The organism is Parasphingorhabdus sp. (assembly GCF_965233695.1).
GTDB lineage: Bacteria > Pseudomonadota > Alphaproteobacteria > Sphingomonadales > Sphingomonadaceae > Parasphingorhabdus.
This window is the reverse complement of the sequence record NZ_OZ247497.1, coordinates 1,409,925-1,432,540: the sequence shown is the minus strand read 5'-3', so window position 1 is coordinate 1,432,540 and position 22,616 is coordinate 1,409,925. Positions and strand designations below refer to the sequence as shown.

General features: G+C 53.5%; 19 protein-coding genes. 8 read left to right on the top strand and 11 right to left on the bottom strand.

The genetic code is table 11. The features are described from left to right. Nucleotides 1–49 precede the first annotated feature (49 nt). The 4 genes from ACO6S1_RS06765 to ACO6S1_RS06750 all read right to left on the bottom strand — a co-directional run bounded on the left by ACO6S1_RS06765 (nucleotide 50) and on the right by ACO6S1_RS06750 (nucleotide 10,801). Nucleotides 50–844 (bottom strand): PEPxxWA-CTERM sorting domain-containing protein, encoded by a 795-nt coding sequence (locus ACO6S1_RS06765; protein WP_422345553.1) that lies wholly within the window; start codon nucleotides 842–844, stop codon nucleotides 50–52. 256 nt (nucleotides 845–1,100) lie between these two features. Then, nucleotides 1,101–5,384 (bottom strand): DNA-directed RNA polymerase subunit beta', encoded by a 4,284-nt coding sequence (rpoC, locus tag ACO6S1_RS06760; RefSeq protein WP_422345552.1) that lies wholly within the window; start codon nucleotides 5,382–5,384, stop codon nucleotides 1,101–1,103. Between the two features lie 66 nt (nucleotides 5,385–5,450). Continuing rightward, nucleotides 5,451–9,866: a DNA-directed RNA polymerase subunit beta gene (gene rpoB, locus ACO6S1_RS06755; protein WP_422345551.1), complete on the bottom strand. Its 4,416-nt coding sequence runs from the start codon at nucleotides 9,864–9,866 to the stop codon at nucleotides 5,451–5,453. Nucleotides 9,867–10,099: 233 nt separating this feature from the next. After that, the gene (locus ACO6S1_RS06750) at nucleotides 10,100–10,801 is read right to left on the bottom strand and encodes a DUF2306 domain-containing protein (protein WP_422345550.1); all 702 of its coding nucleotides are present in this window, start codon (nucleotides 10,799–10,801) and stop codon (nucleotides 10,100–10,102) included. A gap of 149 nt (nucleotides 10,802–10,950) precedes the next feature. Here ACO6S1_RS06750 and ACO6S1_RS06745 point away from each other — a divergent pair, with 149 nt between their 5' ends. From ACO6S1_RS06745 to ACO6S1_RS06735, 3 genes are read left to right on the top strand one after another with little or no spacing between them, the layout of a single operon-like run. Next, the gene (locus ACO6S1_RS06745; protein WP_422345549.1) at nucleotides 10,951–11,517 is read left to right on the top strand and encodes a DUF2975 domain-containing protein; all 567 of its coding nucleotides are present in this window, start codon (nucleotides 10,951–10,953) and stop codon (nucleotides 11,515–11,517) included. After that, nucleotides 11,517–11,741: a helix-turn-helix domain-containing protein gene (locus tag ACO6S1_RS06740; RefSeq protein ID WP_422345548.1), complete on the top strand. Its 225-nt coding sequence runs from the start codon at nucleotides 11,517–11,519 to the stop codon at nucleotides 11,739–11,741. Before ACO6S1_RS06745 ends, ACO6S1_RS06740 begins: the two co-directional genes overlap by 1 nt. Beyond that, nucleotides 11,738–12,454 carry a DUF4386 domain-containing protein gene (locus ACO6S1_RS06735; RefSeq protein WP_422345547.1) on the top strand — a complete coding sequence of 239 codons (717 nt, stop codon included), beginning with the start codon at nucleotides 11,738–11,740 and terminating at the stop codon, nucleotides 12,452–12,454. Before ACO6S1_RS06740 ends, ACO6S1_RS06735 begins: the two co-directional genes overlap by 4 nt. Here ACO6S1_RS06735 and ACO6S1_RS06730 read toward each other — a convergent pair. Then, nucleotides 12,446–13,108 (bottom strand): TetR/AcrR family transcriptional regulator, encoded by a 663-nt coding sequence (locus tag ACO6S1_RS06730; RefSeq protein WP_422345546.1) that lies wholly within the window; start codon nucleotides 13,106–13,108, stop codon nucleotides 12,446–12,448. The two genes, ACO6S1_RS06735 and ACO6S1_RS06730, sit on opposite strands and share 9 nt — an antisense overlap. A 50-nt stretch (nucleotides 13,109–13,158) precedes the next feature. On the opposite strand from ACO6S1_RS06730, the gene ACO6S1_RS06725 reads away from it, so the two are divergent. The 4 genes from ACO6S1_RS06725 to ACO6S1_RS06710 all read left to right on the top strand — a co-directional run bounded on the left by ACO6S1_RS06725 (nucleotide 13,159) and on the right by ACO6S1_RS06710 (nucleotide 16,361). After that, entirely contained in the window at nucleotides 13,159–13,527 is a 369-nt protein-coding gene (locus ACO6S1_RS06725) for a hypothetical protein (RefSeq protein ID WP_422345545.1), read from the top strand. Between the two features lie 13 nt (nucleotides 13,528–13,540). Further along, the gene (locus tag ACO6S1_RS06720) at nucleotides 13,541–14,980 is read left to right on the top strand and encodes a carotenoid oxygenase family protein (RefSeq protein WP_422345544.1); all 1,440 of its coding nucleotides are present in this window, start codon (nucleotides 13,541–13,543) and stop codon (nucleotides 14,978–14,980) included. A 72-nt stretch (nucleotides 14,981–15,052) separates the two neighbouring features. After that, entirely contained in the window at nucleotides 15,053–15,574 is a 522-nt protein-coding gene (locus ACO6S1_RS06715; RefSeq protein ID WP_422345543.1) for a hypothetical protein, read from the top strand. A gap of 70 nt (nucleotides 15,575–15,644) precedes the next feature. After that, entirely contained in the window at nucleotides 15,645–16,361 is a 717-nt protein-coding gene (locus tag ACO6S1_RS06710; RefSeq protein WP_422345542.1) for an SDR family oxidoreductase, read from the top strand. Nucleotides 16,362–16,370: 9 nt separating this feature from the next. Here ACO6S1_RS06710 and ACO6S1_RS06705 read toward each other — a convergent pair whose 3' ends face one another. The 4 genes from ACO6S1_RS06705 to ACO6S1_RS06690 form a co-directional block, all read right to left on the bottom strand. After that, nucleotides 16,371–17,231, bottom strand: coding sequence for a fatty acid desaturase (locus ACO6S1_RS06705; RefSeq protein ID WP_422345541.1), 861 nt, complete (start codon nucleotides 17,229–17,231; stop codon nucleotides 16,371–16,373). Beyond that, the gene (locus ACO6S1_RS06700; protein ID WP_422345540.1) at nucleotides 17,228–17,422 is read right to left on the bottom strand and encodes a hypothetical protein; all 195 of its coding nucleotides are present in this window, start codon (nucleotides 17,420–17,422) and stop codon (nucleotides 17,228–17,230) included. Before ACO6S1_RS06700 ends, ACO6S1_RS06705 begins: the two co-directional genes overlap by 4 nt. Before the next feature lie 93 nt (nucleotides 17,423–17,515). Next, a complete protein-coding gene (locus ACO6S1_RS06695; protein WP_422345539.1) occupies nucleotides 17,516–19,924 on the bottom strand; it encodes a putative bifunctional diguanylate cyclase/phosphodiesterase in 2,409 nt (802 codons plus the stop codon). A gap of 129 nt (nucleotides 19,925–20,053) precedes the next feature. Continuing rightward, the gene (locus ACO6S1_RS06690; protein WP_422345538.1) at nucleotides 20,054–20,746 is read right to left on the bottom strand and encodes a purine phosphorylase; all 693 of its coding nucleotides are present in this window, start codon (nucleotides 20,744–20,746) and stop codon (nucleotides 20,054–20,056) included. A gap of 228 nt (nucleotides 20,747–20,974) precedes the next feature. On the opposite strand from ACO6S1_RS06690, the gene ACO6S1_RS06685 reads away from it, so the two are divergent. Further along, complete coding sequence (locus tag ACO6S1_RS06685) at nucleotides 20,975–21,514, top strand: acyloxyacyl hydrolase (protein WP_422345537.1); 540 nt, start codon at nucleotides 20,975–20,977, stop codon at nucleotides 21,512–21,514. A gap of 67 nt (nucleotides 21,515–21,581) precedes the next feature. On the opposite strand, the gene rplL is transcribed toward ACO6S1_RS06685, so the two are convergent. Both rplL and rplJ read right to left on the bottom strand, forming a co-directional pair. Beyond that, the gene (rplL, locus tag ACO6S1_RS06680; RefSeq protein ID WP_422345536.1) at nucleotides 21,582–21,956 is read right to left on the bottom strand and encodes a 50S ribosomal protein L7/L12; all 375 of its coding nucleotides are present in this window, start codon (nucleotides 21,954–21,956) and stop codon (nucleotides 21,582–21,584) included. Nucleotides 21,957–22,002: 46 nt separating this feature from the next. Then, nucleotides 22,003–22,515 (bottom strand): 50S ribosomal protein L10, encoded by a 513-nt coding sequence (rplJ, locus tag ACO6S1_RS06675; protein ID WP_422346152.1) that lies wholly within the window; start codon nucleotides 22,513–22,515, stop codon nucleotides 22,003–22,005. Nucleotides 22,516–22,616: the final 101 nt, after the last annotated feature.

The window sequence follows — 22,616 nt, the reverse complement described above, 5'->3', positions numbered from 1 at the left end:
GCTGGATCGGCACCAGCGGGGTTTTGTATCGTAGAAAAAGACAGCGCGCTTAAGCGTAGCTAACTTTCACATTGGCCTTGCGTTGGCGACGCATGGCACCGCCAATGGCACCAAAGCCAAAGATCATGAACGCCCATGTTGCTGGTTCAGGAACCGCGCTGCTGATCTGGCCCGCTTCACTGGCGATAATCGCGGCATTGCCGTTGGCAAAGCGCGCCAATACTTTGCTTGGATTTTCGCCGGAGAGCTCTGCGCCAAATTCGACCGCAGCAGGGTCATATGGGAAGGTCACTCCGTCGGTTACCGGATTGCCAACGCCAAATGGGGTGATATCAATATCCAGATTGGAGCCGCCCTGCCCTGCGCCTGAAACACCGGCCACACCATTCACCAGACCAATCGGATTATCGCCATCACCATTGGCCGAATAGGCACCAAAAGCGCCACGATATTCGCCAATATAGCCGCCCTGGCCACCGGATATCACGTAATCTAATGCATTGTTAAACAGCAGATCGGTATTGGCGGCGCCAATATCATCCTGAAAATCGCCGTTGAATAAAACGATATTGCCCGTCACATAAGACTTCACATTCGCAGCGGCAGCAACGGACAGACTTGTACCAAAGCTTGATCCGTCGCGTGTATATACAAACAGATCGAATGAATCGAGAAACCCTGCTGTCGCAAGTTGCGCATCGGTGACGAGAGTTGTCGTGTGACCACCAGCCGAATAGAGAGTGTTGATATTGTTGTCGCCGAAAATGGCGATCAACGCGGCATTGGCAGGGACTGGCGCAATAGCTATTGCAGACACGGATGCCGCAAGAAGTAGTTTTTTCATGATATTTTACCTCACATAATCGACCCGACCGAAAATAGAAGGTACTCATTAGACAGGATTCGCAAAGCCTCACCGAATCCAGAGCAAAAAGATTAACAGAATTTACACCATAGTGCAAATTTAACGCAAAGGCGGTCCAGGGTTAAGTCGATATTCTGAAAAGATATTCTCGAAAGAAATGGTCTCCTTGAACAAATAAAAGCCCCGCCGGATCATATCCAACGGGGCCTTTATTTTTTACTGAATGACAAAGAAGCTATGCTTCTTTGTCACCTTCTTCCACAGCGGGCGCCTCTTCAACGACAGCCTCAACCACTGGTGCCTCTTCAGCTGCCGGTGCATCAAACACCTCTTCGGCGGCAGCAGCAGTAGCGGCAACCGCTTCCTCAGCTTTCAGTTCATCGGCTGCAGCCATCGCATCCACCATCTTTTGCTGCTGAGCGCGGAGCGCGGCATCACGGCTGGTCGCCGCAATCCGTGCCCGGTTCATGCCAGCTCCTGTACCGGCCGGAATCAAACGTCCAACAATGACGTTTTCTTTCAGACCGATCAGCTGATCCTTCTTCCCTTCGACAGCCGCCTGGGTAAGCACCCGGGTGGTTTCCTGGAAAGAAGCAGCAGAGATGAAGCTGCGCGTTTGCAGGCTTGCCTTGGTGATACCAAGGAGAACCGGCTTACCTTCCGCAGGAACCTGCTTCTTAGTAAGCTTTGCGTTATATTCCAGCATCTCTTCAAGATCGATCTGTTCACCCGGCAGAAGCGTGGTGTCGCCGCCATTGGTGATCTCAACTTTCTGCAACATCTGACGAACAATCGTCTCAATATGCTTGTCGTTGATTTTCACGCCCTGCAGACGATAGACTTCCTGAATCTCCGCAACCAGATATTCAGCCAGCGCTTCCACGCCCAAGACTTCAAGAATGTCATGCGGATCAGGTGAACCGGAAACGAGGTTATCGCCCTTCTTCACGAAGTCGCCTTCTTGCACATCGATGACTTTCGTCTTCGGTACGAGATATTCTACTGGATCGCCTTCCTCGGGAACAATCGCGATCTTACGTTTCGCTTTATAATCGCGCAGATATTCAATCCGGCCCGATACTTTAGCGATGATCGAATTGTCTTTCGGGATACGGGCTTCGAAAAGTTCCGCAACCCGTGGCAGACCACCGGTAATATCACGCGTTTTTGCCGCTTCGCGAGACACACGGGCGATAACGTCACCTGCCTGTACTTCCTGACCATCTGTCACCGACAAGGTCGCACCATTGGCTAGCAAATACCGTCCTGCTTCACCGCTATTCTCATCCAGCAAAGTCAAGCGCGGACGCAAGTCTTCTTTGTTGGCACCGCGGCCAGAGGCCCGGTATTCAGTGATAACACGCTGAGCGATACCGGTGGCTTCATCGGTAATCTCGGACATGGTTTTGCCTTCGATCACGTCCTGATATTTGATAACACCGGGATTCTCGGTAATCATTGGCATGGTGAATGGATCCCATTCGGCCAGACGATCGCCCAGTTTCACCTTCGCGCCATCCTTAACAAGCACGCTGGTACCATAAGGCACCTTATCAGCAGAGCGTTCACGTCCATCATTGTCGATAACGGCAATGATACCGCTACGCGCCAGGGACAGGAAGCGTCCGTTCTTGTCTTCGATCACCGGCATGTCGCGATATTCAACCGTACCTTCGGCTACTGCCTCCAGATTGGATTGCTCGTTCAGCTGCGCAGCGCCGCCGATGTGGAAGGTCCGCATCGTCAGCTGTGTGCCTGGCTCACCGATTGACTGTGCCGCGATAACGCCAACAGCTTCACCGATATTCACCGGCGTACCGCGAGCAAGATCGCGGCCATAACAGGTTCCGCAGACACCCATTTTGGATTCACAGACCAGAGGAGAACGAATACGCGCGGACTGAATGCCGAGCTCTTCGATCACCTTGATCGCTGCTTCGTCCAGCAATGTGCCGGCTTTGATCACAACACTGTCGTCTTTGCTGTCGACAATATCTTCGGCCATGGTCCGGCCCAGGATACGCTCGCCAAGCGATGCGATAACCGAACCGCCCTGGACGATGGCTTTCATCTCCAGCGCATTTTCGGTGCCGCAATCATTTTCAACAATCGTACAATCCTGAGACACGTCCACCAGACGCCGTGTCAGATAACCGGAGTTAGCGGTTTTCAGAGCGGTATCGGCGAGACCTTTACGCGCACCGTGGGTCGAGTTGAAATATTCGAGAACCGTCAGGCCTTCTTTAAAGTTCGAGATAATTGGTGTTTCAATAATCTCGCCCGAAGGTTTGGCCATTAGTCCGCGCATACCGCCCAGCTGCTTCATCTGTGCCGGGCTGCCACGGGCGCCGGAGTGGCTCATCATGTAGATGGCGTTAATCTGACGCTCACGGCCATGCTCGTCCTCTGGCGTTGCAGCCAGTTCGTCCATCATGGCGTTCGCAACCTGATCACCACAACGGCTCCAGGCATCGATCACTTTGTTATATTTTTCCTGCTGCGTGATCAGACCGTCCTGATATTGCTGTTCATAGTCAGCAACCAAAGCGCGTGTCTCTTCCACCGTTTTATCCTTGGAATCCGGAATGATCATGTCATCCTTACCAAAGGAAATACCGGCTTTACAGGCGTGGCGGAAGCCAAGATCCATGATCGCATCGGCGAACAGGACCGTGTCTTTCTGACCCGTGTGACGGTAAACTTGGTCAATCACGTCACCGACCTCTTTCTTGGTCAGCAAGCGGTTCACGATGTCGAATGGCACCTTGTGAGATTTCGGCAGACATTCGGCAATCAGCAAGCGGCCCGGAGTGGTTTCGAAACGCTTGAGGATGGGCTTGCCTTCCTCATCGGTTTGCGGAACCCGGGTGGTGATTTTGGAGTGCAACGTCACCGCGCCAATTTCCAGCGCCTGATGCACTTCGGCCATATCAGCCAAGAGCATGCCTTCGCCCGGCTCGCCTTTGCGATCCATGGTGAGATAATAGATGCCGAGAACCATATCCTGTGAAGGAACGATGATCGGTTTACCGTTGGCTGGTGACAGGATGTTGTTGGTCGACATCATCAAGACACGGGCTTCCAATTGCGCCTCTAGGCTCAGCGGGACGTGGACAGCCATTTGGTCACCGTCAAAGTCAGCGTTAAACGCGGAACAGACCAATGGGTGAAGCTGAATCGCCTTCCCTTCGATCAGTACCGGCTCGAACGCCTGGATGCCCAAGCGGTGAAGCGTAGGTGCGCGGTTCAGCATCACGGGATGCTCGCGGATCACTTCTTCTAGGATATCCCAGACTTCCTTACGCTCTTTTTCGACCCATTTCTTGGCCTGCTTCAGCGTCATGGAAAGACCTTTGGCGTCAAGGCGCGCATAGATAAACGGCTTGAACAGTTCCAAAGCCATTTTCTTCGGCAGACCACATTGATGCAATTTCAGCTCAGGGCCGGTCACGATAACCGAACGACCGGAATAGTCGACGCGTTTACCGAGAAGGTTCTGACGGAAACGGCCCTGCTTGCCTTTCAGCATGTCGGACAAAGATTTCAACGGGCGTTTGTTCGCACCGGTAATGGTACGACCACGACGGCCGTTGTCGAACAAGGCGTCAACCGATTCCTGAAGCATGCGCTTCTCGTTACGGACAATAATATCCGGCGCGCGCAGTTCCATCAGGCGTTTCAAGCGGTTGTTCCGGTTGATCACACGGCGATAAAGATCGTTGAGATCGGACGTTGCGAAACGGCCGCCATCCAGAGGCACCAGAGGACGCAACTCGGGCGGGATCACAGGAATGATTTCAAGGATCATCCATTCCGGTTTGTTGCCGGATTCGATGAAGCTTTCGACAACCTTCAGGCGTTTGATGATCTTCTTGGGCTTCAGCGTCGATTTGGTCGTCGCCAGCTCCTCCATCAGATCTTCTTTTTCACGCTGCAGATCAAGATCCTGCAACATGATCTTGACGGCTTCTGCACCGATACCGGCGGAGAAAGCGTCTTCGCCATATTCGTCCTGTGCTTCGAGCATCTCGTCTTCGGTCAACAGCTGGAATTTTTCCAGTGGGGTCAGACCAGGTTCGATAACCACATAGCTTTCGAAATAAAGCACACGCTCCAGCTGTTTGAGCTGCATGTCGAGCAATAGGCCGATACGGCTAGGCAGAGACTTCAGGAACCAGATATGCGCGACAGGAGCGGCCAGGTCGATATGGCCCATGCGCTCGCGGCGAACCTTGGTTACGGTGACTTCGACACCGCATTTCTCGCAGACGATGCCCTTATATTTCATGCGCTTATATTTACCGCACAGACATTCGTAATCCTTTACGGGGCCAAAGATACGCGCGCAGAACAGACCGTCACGTTCCGGCTTGAACGTCCGGTAGTTAATCGTTTCCGGCTTTTTAATTTCACCGAATGACCAGCTGCGGATGCGCTCTGGTGAAGCCAAACCGATTTGAATCTGGTCAAATGTTTCCGGCTTTGCGATCGGATTTGCGAAATTTGTTACTTGGTTCATTTTCTATTCCTTCGGGGCCTTGGCCCAAAATTTGAAATGCTAGAGGCGGGAGTGAGTTTTAGATCCTCACTCCGCCGCAATCGCTACGCCGTCATCATCGCCGTCTTCATCTTCGTCACCGAAGCTGGAGAGTTCGACATTGAGACCCAACGAACGCATTTCCTTGACCAGAACGTTAAAGCTTTCAGGCACACCGGCTTCGAAAGTATCGTCGCCTTTGACGATGGCTTCGTAAACCTTGGTCCGACCGATCACATCATCCGATTTGACCGTCAGCATTTCCTGCAGCGTATAAGCCGCACCATATGCCTGCAGCGCCCAGACTTCCATTTCCCCGAAGCGCTGTCCGCCAAACTGCGCTTTACCGCCCAGCGGCTGCTGCGTGACGAGAGAATAAGGTCCGATTGAACGCGCGTGGATCTTGTCATCGACCAGGTGATGCAGTTTGAGCATGTAGATATAACCCACTGTCACTTTACGGTCGAACTTGTCTCCGGTCCGGCCATCATAGAGGTCCACCTGACCAGAGCGATCGAGGCCGGCAAGCTCCAGCATATCCGAAACGTCGCTTTCATGCGCACCATCAAACACGGGCGTTCCCATGGGGACACCATTGCGCAAATGGCCAACCATTTCGATAATTTCACCGGTATCACGCGAATCAATATCTTCATGATATTGTTCGCCGTAAATGGTTTTGAGGCGCTCTTTCACCGCATCAGGTGGCGGTGCCGCCTGCGGATCGGGATTGGCCAGTTTCCATTCTTCCAGAGCTTTCGTTACCTGCTCGCCCAGACCACGTGCGGCCCAGCCCAAGTGGGTTTCGAAAATCTGACCGACGTTCATACGTGATGGCACGCCCAAGGGGTTCAACACGATATCAACAGGCGTTCCGTCTTCGAGGAACGGCATGTCTTCTTGTGGAAGAATGCGGGAGATAACCCCCTTGTTTCCGTGACGGCCGGCCATTTTGTCGCCAGGCTGCAATTTGCGTTTCACAGCGACAAAGACCTTGACCATTTTCAGTACGCCTGGAGACAGTTCGTCACCACGCTCCAGCTTCTCACGGCGATCTTCGAAACGTTCGTTAATTTCCTTGATCGCTTCGTCATATTGACCACGAGTTGCTTCGAAATCGGATTGGACCTTGTCATCCTTCACCGCGATTTTCCACCAGTCGGCATTTTCCAACTCGGCCAGGCTTTCCTCGGTAATCTCGGCACCTTTCTTCATCGGTTTCGGCGCAGAGGTGGCTGTCTGACCGATCAACATGTCTTTCAACGCGTTGAAGGTCGCACGGTTCAGAATGGCGCGTTCGTCGTCACGGTCTTTCGTGAAACGCGAAATTTCTTCGCGTTCGATCGCCAGCGCACGCTCGTCCTTGTCGATGCCGTGGCGGTTGAACACGCGCACTTCGACAACCGTACCGGCAACACCCGGGGGCAGACGCAAGGATGTGTCACGCACATCGGAAGCTTTCTCGCCGAAGATCGCCCGGAGAAGTTTTTCTTCCGGCGTCATCGGGGATTCACCCTTAGGCGTGATCTTGCCGACAAGAATATCGCCGGGCTCGATTTCAGCACCGATATAGACAATGCCCGCTTCGTCGAGGTTGCGCAGCGCTTCCTCGCCGACATTGGGAATATCACGGGTAATATCTTCAGGGCCAAGCTTGGTATCACGCGCCATGACTTCAAATTCTTCGATATGGATCGAAGTGAAGACATCGTCTTTCACGATACGTTCGGAAATGAGGATACTATCTTCGTAGTTATAACCATTCCAGGGCATGAAGGCGACGAGGCTGTTTTTGCCCAGTGCCAATTCACCCATATCGGTTGATGGACCGTCAGCAATGGTATCACCTTCCTGAACCATCTCACCCACCTTCACCAGCGGACGCTGGTTGATGCAGGTATTCTGGTTGGAACGCTGGAACTTCTGAAGCGTGTAGATGTCGACGCCAGACTTGCCGGCTTCGACATCACCCTGCGCACGGATCACGATACGGGTCGCATCGACCTGATCGACAATACCGCCGCGGCGGGCCGCAATCGCAGCACCACTATCGCGGGCCACGGTTTCTTCCATACCGGTTCCGACAAATGGCGCCTCTGCTTTCACAAGCGGCACAGCCTGACGTTGCATGTTCGACCCCATCAGGGCGCGGTTAGCATCATCATTTTCCAGGAACGGGATGAGCGAGGCCGCAACAGACACAAGCTGTTTCGGCGAAACGTCCATCAAGGTGATCTGTTCGCGCGGAGCGATCAGAAATTCACCCGCTTCGCGGGATGAAACCAACTCTTCGACAAAGCTGCCGTCTTCGGTCAGTTCCGCGTTGGCCTGTGCCACGGTGTGCTTCTGCTCTTCCATCGCGGAGAGATAGACCACATCATCCGTGACCTTGCCGTCCTTGATCTGGCGATAAGGCGTTTCGATAAAGCCATATTTGTTCACCCGGCTGAACGAGGCCAGCGAGTTGATCAGGCCGATGTTCGGGCCCTCAGGCGTTTCAATCGGACAGATCCGGCCATAATGGGTCGGGTGAACGTCGCGGACTTCAAAGCCGGCACGCTCACGCGTCAGACCGCCGGGCCCAAGCGCCGACACACGGCGTTTATGGGTGACTTCGGAAAGCGGGTTGGTCTGATCCATAAACTGGGACAGCTGAGAACTACCAAAAAATTCACGGACGGTAGCAACGGCTGGTTTCGCGTTGATCAGATCGTTCGGCATAACGGTGGAAACGTCGACGCTGGACATGCGCTCTTTAACCGCACGCTCCATGCGCAGCAGGCCAACGCGATATTGGTTTTCGAGAAGCTCGCCAACAGAACGCACACGGCGGTTGCCGAGGTTATCGATATCATCAACTTCACCCTTGCCGTCTTTCAGATCGACGAGGGTTTTGACGACGGCCAAAATATCTTCCTTGCGGAGAACCGTATAATCATCCGGCGCGTCGAGATCGAGACGCATGTTGAGTTTGACACGGCCAACAGCGGACAGGTCATAACGCTCAGGATCGAAGAACAGGCCTTCGAACAGAGCTTCAGCCGTCTCGCGGGTTGGCGGTTCGCCAGGACGCATGACACGGTAGATGTCGGACAGCGCACCATCACGGTCTTCGGCCTTGTCCACTTTCAGCGTGTTGCGAATCCAGGGACCCGTCGTGACGTGATCGATGTCGAGCAGCTCAAGCTGGTCAATGCCAGCACCGTCTAGCTTTTCGAGATTTTCAACCGTAACTTCGTCACCGGCTTCGATATAAATCTCGCCGGTTTTCTCGTTGATCAGGTCAAACGCGCTATAACGGCCAAATATTTCCTCGGTCGGAATAACGACGTTCTTCATGCCGTCTTTTTCAGCCTTGGTCGCGCCGCGCGGCGTGATCTTGCTGCCGCTGGCAAAGACAACTTCACCGCTATCGGCATCGACAATATCAAAGGTCGGCTTTTGACCGCGCCATTGCTCCGCTACGAAAGGAATGGTCCAACCGTCTTTCGCGCGCTTGTAGACAATGCGGCCATAAAATTCGTTGAGGATATCTTCTTCGGAATAGCCCTGCTTCAGGATGCCGGTGATTTCCGCACTCTTGGTCCGACCTTCATCTTCAATCTTGCCCTGAATTTCGATCGCGCCCATAGGCTCCTTGATCGTGATCCGGTTACCTTCGATCTCGGTGATTTCAGCCGGCTGCTTCATTCCAGCAACGCGAACCATTTCACCAACCTTGAACGGTGGCTTCTTCTCTTTCACTTCGATGATCGCATCACCCAGCGAGCGCAGCAGCGCGGTTACCGGCAGCTTGCGCTTACGGTCGATACGAACGTTGACGATGTCTTTCGCATCAAATTCAAAGTCGAGCCATGAACCACGGTAAGGAATAACGCGGGCGGCGAAGAGGAATTTGCCGGACGAGTGGGTCTTGCCGCGGTCATGGTCAAACAGCACACCGGGCGAACGGTGCATCTGGCTGACGATAACGCGCTCTGTACCGTTGATGACGAACGTACCGTTCTTGGTCATCAAAGGCATGTCGCCCATGTAAACGTCTTGCTCTTTAATATCGAGAACGGAGCGCGCTTCTGTTTCAGGATCGACTTCAAAAACGATCAGACGCAGGGTGACTTTCATCGGCGCTGCGTAGGTAATGCCGCGCTGGCGACATTCCTCTACATTATATTTGGGATCTTCGAGCTGGTAGTTGACGAAATCCATTTCGGCGGTGCCGGCAAAATCGCGGATCGGGAAAACACTGCGCAGCGTTTTTTCCAGACCGGAAACATAACCGATCGACGGATCAGAGCGCAGGAACTGCTCATATGATTCGCGCTGAACCTCGATGAGATTCGGCATATCGATGACTTCATGAATGTCGCCAAAGATTTTGCGGATACGTTTTTTGCGGGTCGGTGTGAGAGCCGTTGTCTTTACCGAAGATGCTTTCGTCGCCATGTATTTTTGCCTTCTCGCCATCACCGGAATTACGCCACTTATGAAACGCTTAGCCGGTGGAAAACCAAATTTTGTGGGGCGCTCCAGAACAAAAAGCCACGGCCTCTCAATCCCGTTTTTTCGGGGAGGAGAGTCGCAGCTCATAGCGTCCTGAAAACCGTTCAGACTTCATTTCTTTTGGCGCGCCGCGCAACTGCACGCCCTGTCTCGAAATCTGTGGTGAGCCGCTCATATAGGGAGATGGTGGATGGCGGTCAAGAGGAGGATGTAGGCATGTCTGCCGCAGCGCTCGATTTGCCATCATACCATCTGGTCGCCAAAACACGGACCAGCCAAAAGAGCATGATGGCCAGGATGATTGGTTCTGGAACGGACAACAAACCCGTGTCTCGAACGGCCTCGGGGAAAGCGGTTGCTCCGGGTCCGGTAAACAAGGAACCGGCGGCAATGAAATAGGCAAAGCACATTCGCCATAAATGCCGGGCGATGCGCTGTTTGCCGGAAATGCCCCGCCGGGCGATCACTGCTACATCTCCCGACGCGGCCAGCAGGGCCAGTCCTCCGAAAAAATAGTGCGGGAAAGCGGGCAATCCATCCTTCAACCCGTCAGGGCTGTTTTGCGCTTCCAGACCGAACCACAGCCCGCCAGCGGCAACGGCAAATGTCATGGCCAGCGCGACATAGTGAAGCAGGTGGAGCCTCTCGTCATGCCGGCGGGCGGCCATCCAGGATGTGGCAACAAGATAGATGGTGAAAATCCCGACCAAAACCGAGATCGCCATTGGCAAAATGATGGCCAAATAGATTCCGGAGGCCGCCATTATTATCATCGTAATAAAGAAAATATTGCCGACGCCACGATGGGCACGCGAACCTTTACGGACAAACAGGGCAGCGGCGCCAGCCAGCACGGCGATTGCGCCCATGGTAATATGAAGAAACATGATTGGTGACACAGGCGACATCCTCTTTTGAAGTTTCGAGACAGGATGGCTCATAATCCGGAATTTATTGATAATCAATAAAAGACTTGATGTTTATCGATATATCTATATTGATAAGCAACGAATCACATATTGCAAATCGATATTCACTGGAGACCATTATGACAAATATCGCGACCAAGGGAGAGGAGGATCTCGTCCTTAAATCAGCACGCCTGCTGCTCGGCTTTTTCCGAATAGCGGTGATCTTTGCATCAGTAATCCTGATCCTGTCGCTCCCCATCATGGCGATTTTTGGTCAGGATATATTGGCCGAGGTGGGTGAGCAGTTTGTAAACCTGCCACCGACTGCGGTGCTATGGGTTTCGGCCGGGTTCGTCATGGTAATGCTTCTGATCATGCTGCTGAGCTATTTTACAATAGACCGGCTTCGTAAGATTCTGGCTTCTGTCCGTCAGGGCGACCCGTTCAACCGGACCAATGGCTTGCGCCTGCGCGGCATGGGCATTGCCATTTTCGTCATCCAGATCCTGTCCGGCCTGCTTGGCGCACTTATCGGGGTGATCATCAGCCTTCTCGGCGAGGCGAAAGATGGCGAGCAGATTACTGTCGCGGGTGAATTCGGACTCTCGCTGTCCGGCATATTGCTGGTGTTGCTGCTCATTATCTTGGCCCGTGTCTTCGACCGCGGCGCTGATATGCGCGACGAGCTGGACGGGACAATCTGATGACCGTCCAAGTCAAGCTCGACGATCTGCTGCACGACAAGCGTATGACGTTAACCGAGCTCGCAGAGCGGGTGGACATCACCATCGCCAATCTGTCGATCCTGAAAACCGGCAAGGCGAAGGCAATCCGCTTCAGCACTTTGGAAGCCATCTGCCGGGAACTGAACTGCCAGCCGGGCGATCTGCTTACTTTTGAAAATGCGGAGGATGAATCAACGGCATGACTATAGATCAAAATGGATCAGCAGAAACCGAGGCGAAAGCATTGGCAAGAATTGTTGGCCTGTCTTTGTTGGCGACAATATTGGTCGGCATGTTGAGCGCGCTCACCGTCGGGCAGGGCATTGATATCAATCTGTCTGCCGATGTCGTTGCAACCGCCCGAAATATGCTGGAAGCCGAAGCGGCGCTCCGAGCCAAATCCTATATTGCGTTGTTGGTCTTTGCGCTGGAAGTCGTGATTGGAGCGGGTTTGTTTCTGCTACTCCGAAAGTCCGGCCCGTTGCTCGCGGCGTGGAGCCTGATCATTGGTCTTGGTGCAGCGCTACTGGTTCTGATGGGCGCAGTGTTTAACCTTAACGCTGCTGAAATTGCCGGGAATGTGGCTTATACCGAATTGGCGGATGAGAAGCAGAGATTGCTGCTTACGGGCTTGCAGGCAACGTCTGATTACACATCCTTTCACCTCGGCTTGATCCTCACCAGCGTGGGTAATGCCGGGTTTGCATACCTGTTCCTGCGCTCTGGATTAATCCCGAAGCTCATTGCGGGATGGGGTGTCTTCGCCTTTTCTTTTGTCGCCATTGCCATAGTGGCGCGCGACTTTATTCCCATCATCGGGCATAGTGCGGTCACCCTTTCATTCATGGCGTCCAATCTCATCGCCTTGGTTGCTCTTGGATTATATCTGGCAATCAAGGGCGTTCGATCAGCCTGATTCTTTCGAACCAAATTCGGTCGACTCAACGACTTTCCGGACCATCTGCGGATCATATTCAACTTGTCCATCAAGAATCAGCATCGCCAGTCCATGTACAAGTGACCAGGCATGCAAGGCGGCGATCGTGCGCTGTTCGCCGGACATGGTATCAGGCATCAGGGCTGTGATGCCCTTGCGCAATTGCAAAAAAGCCTCCCCCATTTCGGACGGATCATCGGCCTCCAGATCAACTTTGCCGACACGATCATATATCAGGCGCACAAGGGCAGGATTTTCGACGGACCATTTCACATAGGTTACCCCCACATCGACAAAGCCTTCACGCACATCGCTGGCGGCCTGCGCCGCTGTTGCCTGACTGATGCCCAAACGGTTAAGTGCTTCGAGAGCCAACGCGTCCAGCAAAGCATCTTTGTTGGGAAAATGTCGATAAAGCGCAGTCGCCGAAACGCCCAGCTCGCGAGCCAGCGCGCGCAGCCCGAGATCGGGATGCGCCATGTCCTCAATCCGCTTCATCCCAGCCGCAATCGCCGCCGCGCGCAGATCACCATGGTGATAGGCGCCGGAACCCTTGCCCGAAAACTTGCCGGAAACCTTGCCGGAAACCTCTGGCGAATCTTTAATGTTGACACTGTTACCTTTAACGCTCATGTTAACAGCATAAACATGTGGAGTCGTTTAGCCAAGGGGAGTTTGCGCCAATGCTGATATTTGCAATTGCTACGGCTATCATCGCCGTGACCGTTGCGGCGGCTCATTACATCCTCGGAGAACGCGTGGTGCTGAAACCGCTTTTTGCGGAACCCACTGAAGGGTTGCTGTCCGCCCCCAGCATGCGCCGTTTGACCTGGGCGATGTTTCAACTGCATAGCCTGGTCTGGGCCAGCCTGGGCATCGCGGTTCTGCTAAACCGGCTGCAAGGTGGCAGCGACCTGATCGGATATCTCGCCATCCTGATTTTCACCACATCCGGCATCGGAAATTTTGCGGCCCTAAGGCGGCCCCATCCCGGCGGGATATTGTTAATACTCGCAGCGGCCACGAGCGCTGCCGATATCTGGTTTAACTGAAAAGGAATTGATCATGGCTTCCGTTATTGAAAATACCATCCGCTCGGCGGTCACCCCAGTCCTTGGCGCGGTCGCCAATTTCAACCGCAAGCGGATGAAAGCGCCGGAAGGCGGGCATCCTTATCTCACCGGCATACACAAACCGATGACCGAGGAAGTGACGCTCGCGAACCTAAAGGTCGACGGCGAAATCCCGGCACAGCTTGACGGTCGTTATCTGCGCATTGGCCCCAACCCGGTCACCGCGCCGGATGAAGCCAGCTACCATTGGTTCGTCGGTGACGGCATGGCCCACGGCATACGCATTATCGGCGGCAAGGCGGACTGGTATCGCAACCGCTGGATACGCTCCAACGCCGTCAGCGACGGCCTTGGTGAGGAACGCAAACCCGGCACCCGCAAACCACGGACCGATACTGCCAATACCAATATTGTGGAAATTGGCGGTCGGACTTTTGCCATTGTCGAAGCAGGCGGTTTTCCGGTCGAGTTGACGGATGAGCTTGAGACAGTTGCGCACAACCCGTTTGATGGCACATTGCACAACGCTTTTTCTGCCCATCCGCATCTCGACCCGAAAACCGGAGAGATGCACGCGATTTGCTACGATGCACCGGTGATGGACACCGTTTGGCATGTTGTCATTGGCAAGGATGGCAAGGTGAAACGGGAAGAACCGATAGCGGTGGCGCAGGGGCCCTCCATCCATGACTGCCAGATTACCGAAAACCATGTGCTGGTCTTTGATCTGCCGGCGACTTTCTCGATGAAGCGCATGCTGGCTGGCTTTGCCTTTCCCTATGACTGGAACCCGGATCACAAAGCCCGTGTCGGCCTTTGTCCGCGCAACGGATCGGGCGCAGATACTATCTGGTGCGATGTTGAACCGTGCTATGTCTATCACCCGGCCAATGCGTTTGAGACGGATGATGGTAAAGTCATTGTCGATGTCGTTGTCCATGAAAGCACTTATGCGCGCACCACCTTTGGCCCCGGCGGAGAATGGTCGCGGCTGGAACGCTGGACCGTTGATCCGGCGAGCAAAAAGGTGTCCCGCAAAATCCTGAGCGACCGCGCGCAGGAATTCCCGCGCTATGACGAGCGGCTGACCAGCAGCGATTATCGCTATATCTACAGCATCGCTCTGGCCGGTGAACCGGATCAACTCGACATGGCTGGCAATGAACTGTTCAAACATGATTTGAAAACCGGCGAAACGGCGATCCGCAACTTTGGCGAGAACCGCCACCCGGGCGAATTTGTTTTCATTCCGCGATCACCTGACAGCGCAGAAGATGATGGCTGGCTGATCGGCCTGGTGATCGACATGAACAAAGACACCACCGAGCTGCAGATACTGAAAGCCAATGACTTTACCGGCGATCCGCAAGCGGTCATCCACGTCCCGCATCGGATCCCGCCCGGCTTTCATGGCAATTGGGTGGCCAGCTAGGTACAGCACTTGACTTGCCACGTCTCAGGCTTGAGATGTTACCGTGATGGAGCGGAATGTCAGGAGTTTGCGATGATCGCCTTTACCTCTAAAAACCACCTATTGCTCTGGATAATATTAGGCTTCAGTCTGATAATTGGCACGACGGCGCATGCCGCGACCGGCTATCAACCCGGCCATACCGCTCTGGAAGTATGGAATGCCGAAGGACAGGCCAACGCGCCGCAATGGGTGCAGATTTGGCTGATGATCATGCTGGCGAGTTTTGCGCTCGGCCTTTTATTCGTGTGGAAGCGTGTCGAGGCGCGTTGGGTTGTCGGTGGCTTCATTACCAGCATACTCGTAAGCGGTTTCGTCATACCAGCCATGGGGCTGGTATCCCTATCCGGCCTGATCGCACTGATGCATCTGATCTTCTGGTCACCGGGACTGTATCTCTTGCTCAAAAACCGGCCATTTATGAAAGAGCGATCTTTCTACGCCGTCTGGTCTGGACTGATCACCGCCGTGATCCTCTTCTCGTTCATTTTCGATATCCGCGATGCGGCGATCTATCTCGATCATATCCTCGGGATGGGTATTTTCTCGGCCTAACAAAAGCACCGATTGCTGCTTTCCTGAAGGTGTTAGACACTCCAGCTTCATCATAGAGCGGGAGACGGACATGAGAACAGCGATAGTCACAGGGGCATCCAGCGGTATCGGCGAAGCCACCGCCCGCAAATTGGTGCAGTCGGGATATAATGTCATGCTCGCCGCCCGGCGGGCAGATCGTCTGGAAGCCATTGTCGAAGAGTTGGGCGAACAAGCGGCCTTTCATGTCACGGATGTAAGCATTCAGGCGGATCAGCAAGCACTGGCAGCCGCCACTATCGAGAGGTTCGGTCAGGTTGATGCGCTGGTTAGCAATGCAGGCATTATGCCGGTGTCGCTGATCGAAAAAGGCGATGTCGAAGATTGGGACCGGATGATCGATGTCAATCTGCGCGGGGTGCTTTATGGCATCCACGCCGTGCTGCCGCAGATGGTTGAACGCAAGGACGGGCATATCATCATCATCTCGTCCATCGCAGCGCTGGAAACATTCCCCTCCAGCGCAGTCTATTCCGCCACCAAGTCTGGGGTACGCTCGTTAAGCGATACGCTGCGCAAGGAAATGACCGCTCATGGGGTCCGCGTCACAACGATCTTTCCTGGCGGCGTCAAGACGGAATTGGGTGGCAGCATCAAGGACCAATCAGTGCTGGAAATGATGGGCGCGGCGTTTAATTTTGAGTTTCTCGAACCGGAAAACCTTGCTGACAGTGTCGCCTATGTGCTCAATCAGCCGCCTTCCGTCTGTGTTGGGGAATTAATGATCCGGCCAACCGGCCAGCCGTAATTTACCGGCCTAGATGTCTTGCAACCGGCAACCCCGCTGCGCCAATATATCCCGCATCTCGCAATAGGCGCGCGGCGTGTCGGTGAGCGGAATATAAGGGTGCAGGTGGTGCACAATATGATATTGCATACCCATGGATCCGATATTCCCCCATGCGCTTTTAAAGGCGCGGGTATCTTTATAACGGCCAATCCCGTCAGCAGGGTGATGCGGTGCCCAGCTGAGAAAAAACTGGATATAGGTCAGACCAATTTGCCGGGGTAGCCACCACAGCAAGGCCGCTTCCAGCGCATAGCCAGACCAGGCCAGCGCGATTAATATCCCGAAATGGGCGAGTTGAAACAATGCGCCATCGAGCAAGGCATCCGGCCGACCAATATCCCGCAGTACATCGCCATATTTGTTAAAACCACCATCTGCGCCGGGCTGGCGATTCTGGATGGACTTCCAGATCGCCTGCCAAGGACCGCTGGCCATGCTGCTATAATCGGGATCAAGATCCGGTTTGTTGGCGTGCAGGTGATGCTGGATATGCGTCAGCTTGGCCACCCGATAGGGCAGCACCAGCGGAATGGTCGATACATGCCCGACCAGTTCATTCAGCCAGCGCCATTTCGTGCCCTTGCGCCCGATAATATCATGCTGCGCCTCATGCGATGGCAGATAGCAGAGCATAACATTAAGTGTGGCAATTATAAAACCGAGCCACAGCGGCATGAAACCAAAAAAGACCAAGGGCCAAAGCGACAGCCAGATCAGCAAATTGCCCAACCCCCATGCCACGGCTTCCCAAGGCAGGCGGTCGGCATATTTGCGGGCGATTGCCAGCTCTTGTTTGCGCAAGTCTTCAATGGGCGCGGTATTACTCATATCCAGCGTCCCTCAACCTGCGCAAAAGCGCCCCATATCCCGCCAAGAATTAATCCCGCTGTCAGCGGCGCAAGCCCAAATGGAGCCTGCCAATCGAACAGGGTGATGAACTGCGCCAATAGCGGCCCCAAAAATCCGATACCGAAAATCAGCGGCATGAAATGCAGAATATTTTTCAGAACAAATTGCACATTTCCGTCCTCGTCAGAGGCGAAGACTATCGCAGCAAGGGAGAATAATCAATATTTACAGTGTTGTCAGTAAACTGGTCAATCGGACAAAGTTCAACCGGTTTTTCTCCGACGTGCTCTCTTGGGTGCTTTCACGGGCTCCTGTTCAGCGCTTTGTTCACCAATGGCGCTGATCTTGGCAACCGTGTCAGTCGCCGTTTCAATGCGGCCTTTCACATTAGCGGCAGGCATGGCCTTGCTGAACAAATAGCCCTGGACCTGCACACAGCCCTCCTCCTTGAGCTGGTTAAGCTGATCGCTCCGTTCAACCCCTTCGGCCGTTGTCACCATGCCGAGGCTGGAAGCCAGACCAGTCACCGCGCGGATAATCGCCCGACAATCTTCACGGCTATCCACTTCATCAACAAAGCAGCGGTCAATCTTGATCTTGTCGAACGGGAAGCTGCGCAGATAGTTGAGCGAGCTATAGCCGGTGCCAAAATCATCCAGCGCAATCCGCACGCCTAGCGAGCGAATCTTGTGGAGCAGCTCCACGTTAAACTGATTGTCATTCATCAATACAGATTCGGTAATCTCCAACTCCAACCGATGTGCCGCAACGCCGGTCGCTGCGAGCGCGTTTATGATAGTCGGCATCAGATTTGGACTGCGCATCTGCGTCGGCGAAAGGTTAACTGCAACGCTCAGATGTTCTGGCCATTTCGCGACCTCGTACAAGGCGGACCGCACAACCCATTCACCCAGTTGAACAATCAGTCCGCTATCCTCTGCCACCGGGATAAAGTCATCAGGCATTATCATGCCTTTTTCACTGTGGTGCCAACGCAGCAAGGCTTCATAGCCGATCGTCTCTTGCGTTTCGATATTCACCAGCGGCTGATAATAGAGTTCCAGCTCGTTGCGTTTCAATGCTGCGCGCAAATCCATCTCTATATTGCGGCGATCTTGCACCGCTTCGTGCATCGATTTCTCAAACATAGAGGCGCAGCCTCGCCCATTGGCCTTTGCGTGATAAAGTGCGATATCCGCATGTTTGATGAGCTCTTGCGAATCGTCATTGGGTTTCCTGGCGATGGCAATGCCGATGCTGACACCAGTTACGACCGGTTGCCCTTCGACCATCACCGGCTCAGACAGTTTTTCGATCAGGGTTTGGGCGGTTTCACAGACTTTTTCTTCTGACTCGACATTGCGCAATGAAATAGCAAATTCGTCTCCACCAAGCCGCGCGACCAGATCTTCCATACCGATATTCTGTTCCAGACGGTTGGCAACGGCTTTCAGAACGAGATCCCCCGCACCATGCCCCAATGTATCGTTGATGGTTTTAAAATGGTCGAGATCCAGATAGAGGATCGCCAATTGCTGATCCTCTCTCATGCGTGCAATGGACCGCTGCAGCGACTGATTGAATAACACCCGGTTGGGCAAGTCGGTCAGGCTATCAAAATGGGCAAGATGGGCAACCCGCTCCTCGGCTCTTTTCGCGCCGGTTATATCTGCTGCGACACCGCGAATATGGTCACTTTGCCCATTGGCTGTTTTGATGTGCCTACCAGACATTTTCCACCAATGGCGCTCGCCATTCAATTGGATCGGCACATGGATTTCACGGAAAGCCTTGCCGGACGACAGACATTGGGCAAGCTGATTGCGCTCGATTGATTCCTCAAACAGGTCAGCCAGCGGCAAACCGCGCAGATCGCGTATTTCCATATGGACCGCAGTGGCAAAACGTGCGGACGGATTGACGATCAGATGGTCACCATCGATTTCCCACAACCAGTCCGAACTCTGCTCGGAATAATCATGGAGCAACAGACGCACCGTTTCAGCGGCATTGCGCAGCTTTGCCCCATGCAGATGACGCTGGACAAAATTGAAGAAAAACAGCCGGTAAATATAGTCGATACACAGCGCGAAAAATATCAATAGCACAACGGTGCTGATGGCATCGGACTCGCCGGCGACAAGGAAACCGATGCTATAGACAAGCGTTGTAATCGATAGATTGTAGGTCTGCGCACGGGGAATACTGCCGAAAATAAAACCGCCGATGATTAGGGCACCGAGCGCCAGCAAGGCGAGATCCATAGTGTAGGGGATTTGTCCAAAAGCCAGCGGTATGGCGACAATGCCGCTAAACCCAAGCGCGCCGATAATACTCTCCAGCTGAATTGCCTTGATTGATCTTTTATAATCAGAAAGTTCCGCATCAATGCGGGACTGTCGCATAAAATTGCGAATGATCAGGTAGGCGGCAATGGCGAAATAGAAACACGCGACGCCGATAAACACAGGTTCGGCATGCACAAACAGCTTTATCATCACATAAATGGTCAGGGGTAAAATCGCCAACGAACCGATTCGCGAGAGCTGACCAATGGATTTCAACTGTTCGCGCGCGACCAGTTCAGTGGTTTCGTGATCGGCATTGATCTTGAAATTCCACACCTTTTTCTGCATTTCAAGCAGCCGCTGTAGCGTAATTGTCTCGCCCATATTGATCCGCATCCTGTTGCGTTCTTATTTTGTAAAGGAGCGTAAACAGGATTCGTCTGGATCAGGTTAACGACCAAAATATGGGCATATATTGGCCGTTTATGTCAAATCATCCTCACTGGCATGATTCTAGATAAAGGCCAGAAAACGGACTGCGGCGTCCGCTGCTCGCTGGGCAGCAGCCGCAAGATTGGCGTGAAAATCGCCTGAACTTTCACCATTGGCGTTATCCGTTGTGGCTTTGATTCCAGCCCATGGCAGATTTAGCAATTGTGCAACCTGCGCCAGCGCAGCCGTTTCCATATCAACCAGATCAGCATTAAGACTATCGCGCAGGTAAGTGGAGCGATCAGGGCATTTCACAAATGTATCGGCCGTAGCGATGCGGGCTTGCGGCAGCGCCAGCGGTGTGGGCATCGGATGAGCGGTGAATGGGGTCCAGTTAGCTGGCCCCATCGGCCAGGCTCCGGCATTATAGCAGGTGAAACCTTCATGGTCGTTGGAGTTTTCCAGCGTGCCATAATCGGCCTGAAAGGCTTCGCGTAGATAGAAACAATTGCCGTCCAGGTTGCTGACTTGCCCGGCGGTGCCAATTATCAGAAACATATTAGGCGCAAAATGGTTATGCAGGTGCATCGCGGCAGCGGCAGCATGCACCTTGCCAATACCGGGGCATAATATGGCTATCTGTTTATCTTCATAGGTCACATGGCGGACGGTTCCCAATGGTGTCGGTTCTACTTCTGACGGATGGTCAGGCAGAAACGCATCCGCTTCGTCGGCTACGCCGGTGATCAAGGCAATTTTCTGAAAATTACTCATGAACAGGCGCTACCGGTCAAGTCTTGATCATGGGTCTTCACAACATATCCCTTTTTGATCGCTGTCAGCAATTGTATCGCTAGTCGCTCAGCCGTTAAGGTCTGTCAATCCATCTGCCCCAATAAGAGACTTGAAGACCGGCTTGCTTCCCTAATCACAGAACCAGACGTATAGCCGGGACAATCAGGCCGGAATCGGGCGGCCGGGCGGCGACGGGAGGCCGCATTTATGAAAAATTTACGGGTATCAATATTACCGATTCTAGCATGGCTGTCGGCAGTCCAACCTGCGGTGGCGCAGGAAATATTTGTGGGCGTTGCAGCCCATGAAGTGGACACGCCATTGTCCATGGACATCGGCGAAGAGGGCGTTGATTTTCAGGCTGGTTTTCGGGGCAAACGCATTGATGCCTTATCGGCCATTGGCGCACCGTCACCCTATATCTTCGCATCGATCAACAGTGCTGGAGACACTAGCTTGATAGCAGCGGGCCTCAGTTGGAAAATCGGCACGAAATTCTATCTGCGTCCTGGAATTGGTCTTGCCGTCCATAACGGCCCATCTTTACGTTTCGCAGCCGATGGCTCGCAAACCCAGCTGGGCTCGCGCATCCTGTTTGAACCGGAACTCGCCATTGGCGTGCAATTGTCCGAACGCATTGATCTCGAAGCAAGCTGGGTCCATGTCAGCCACGCACAGCTTTTCAACGGCAACCAAAATCCCGGCCTCGATATTATCGGCGCGCGGTTGGTGATCAAACTGCCTTAGGTTATCGAAAAAAGGGCGGCTTCCAAATCGGAAACCGCCCCTTAATCTTTTCAATAAACCAAAAGGCTTATTTCAATTCAACCGTACCGCCAGCTGCTTCGATCTTACCTTTGATCTCTTCAGCTTCGGCTTTGTTGACGCCTTCTTTAATTGCTTTAGGCGCGCCTTCGACGAGAGCTTTCGCGTCGGTCAAACCAAGCTGGGTGATCGCACGAACTTCTTTAATCACCTGGATTTTCTTGCCGCCGTCGCCGGTGAGAATGACATCAAATTCGTCTTTCTCTTCAGCAGCCGCTTCGCCGCCACCAGCAGCTGGGCCAGCAACTGCAACAGCAGCTGCAGCAGATACGCCCCACTCTTCTTCAAGAGCTTTGGACAGTTCAGCCGCTTCCATCACGGTGAGTTTCGATAGTTCTTCAACCAATTTAGCAATATCAGCCATGTTATTTACGCTCCAAATTTTCTAATCAATGTTTGAGTAATTTTGTTTATTCACCCGCAGCGGCATAAGCGCCGACTACACGTGCAAGGGCTCCAGCTGGTTCCTTGACCACCCGTGCGATTTTCGTTTGTGGTGCAACAAGCAATCCAACAATCGTACCGCGCAGTTCATCAAGAGAAGGCATGGAGGCCAGGGATTTAACGCCCGCTTCGTCAAGAAGGGTATCGCCCATCGCGCCGCCAACAATCTCCAGGAGATCATTAGACTTTGCAAATTCCACTGCGATTTTTGCAGCGGCCACCGGATCATCCGATGTAGCAAGAGCGACCGGACCTGACAGCAAATCTGCTATCGGGGCATAGTCGGTTCCTTCCAGAGCCAGCTTGGCAAGGCGGTTTTTAGAGACTTTGAAGCTTGCACCCGCTTCGCGCATCTTTCCGCGCAGCTCGGTAGACTGAGCCACGGTGAGACCCAGATTGCGTGTTACCACAACAACCCCGGCTTCCTTGAAAGTCGCGTTTAGCGCAGCAACGGCTTCGGTCTTTTGACCACGATCCATATTTTGCTCCTTCACGTGGATTGCGTTTTTGAAGCGCAATCCGCTTTCTTCAATTGCGCCATTCCAGCGCGAGCCGGGATGACGAGCGAAAAGAATGATCG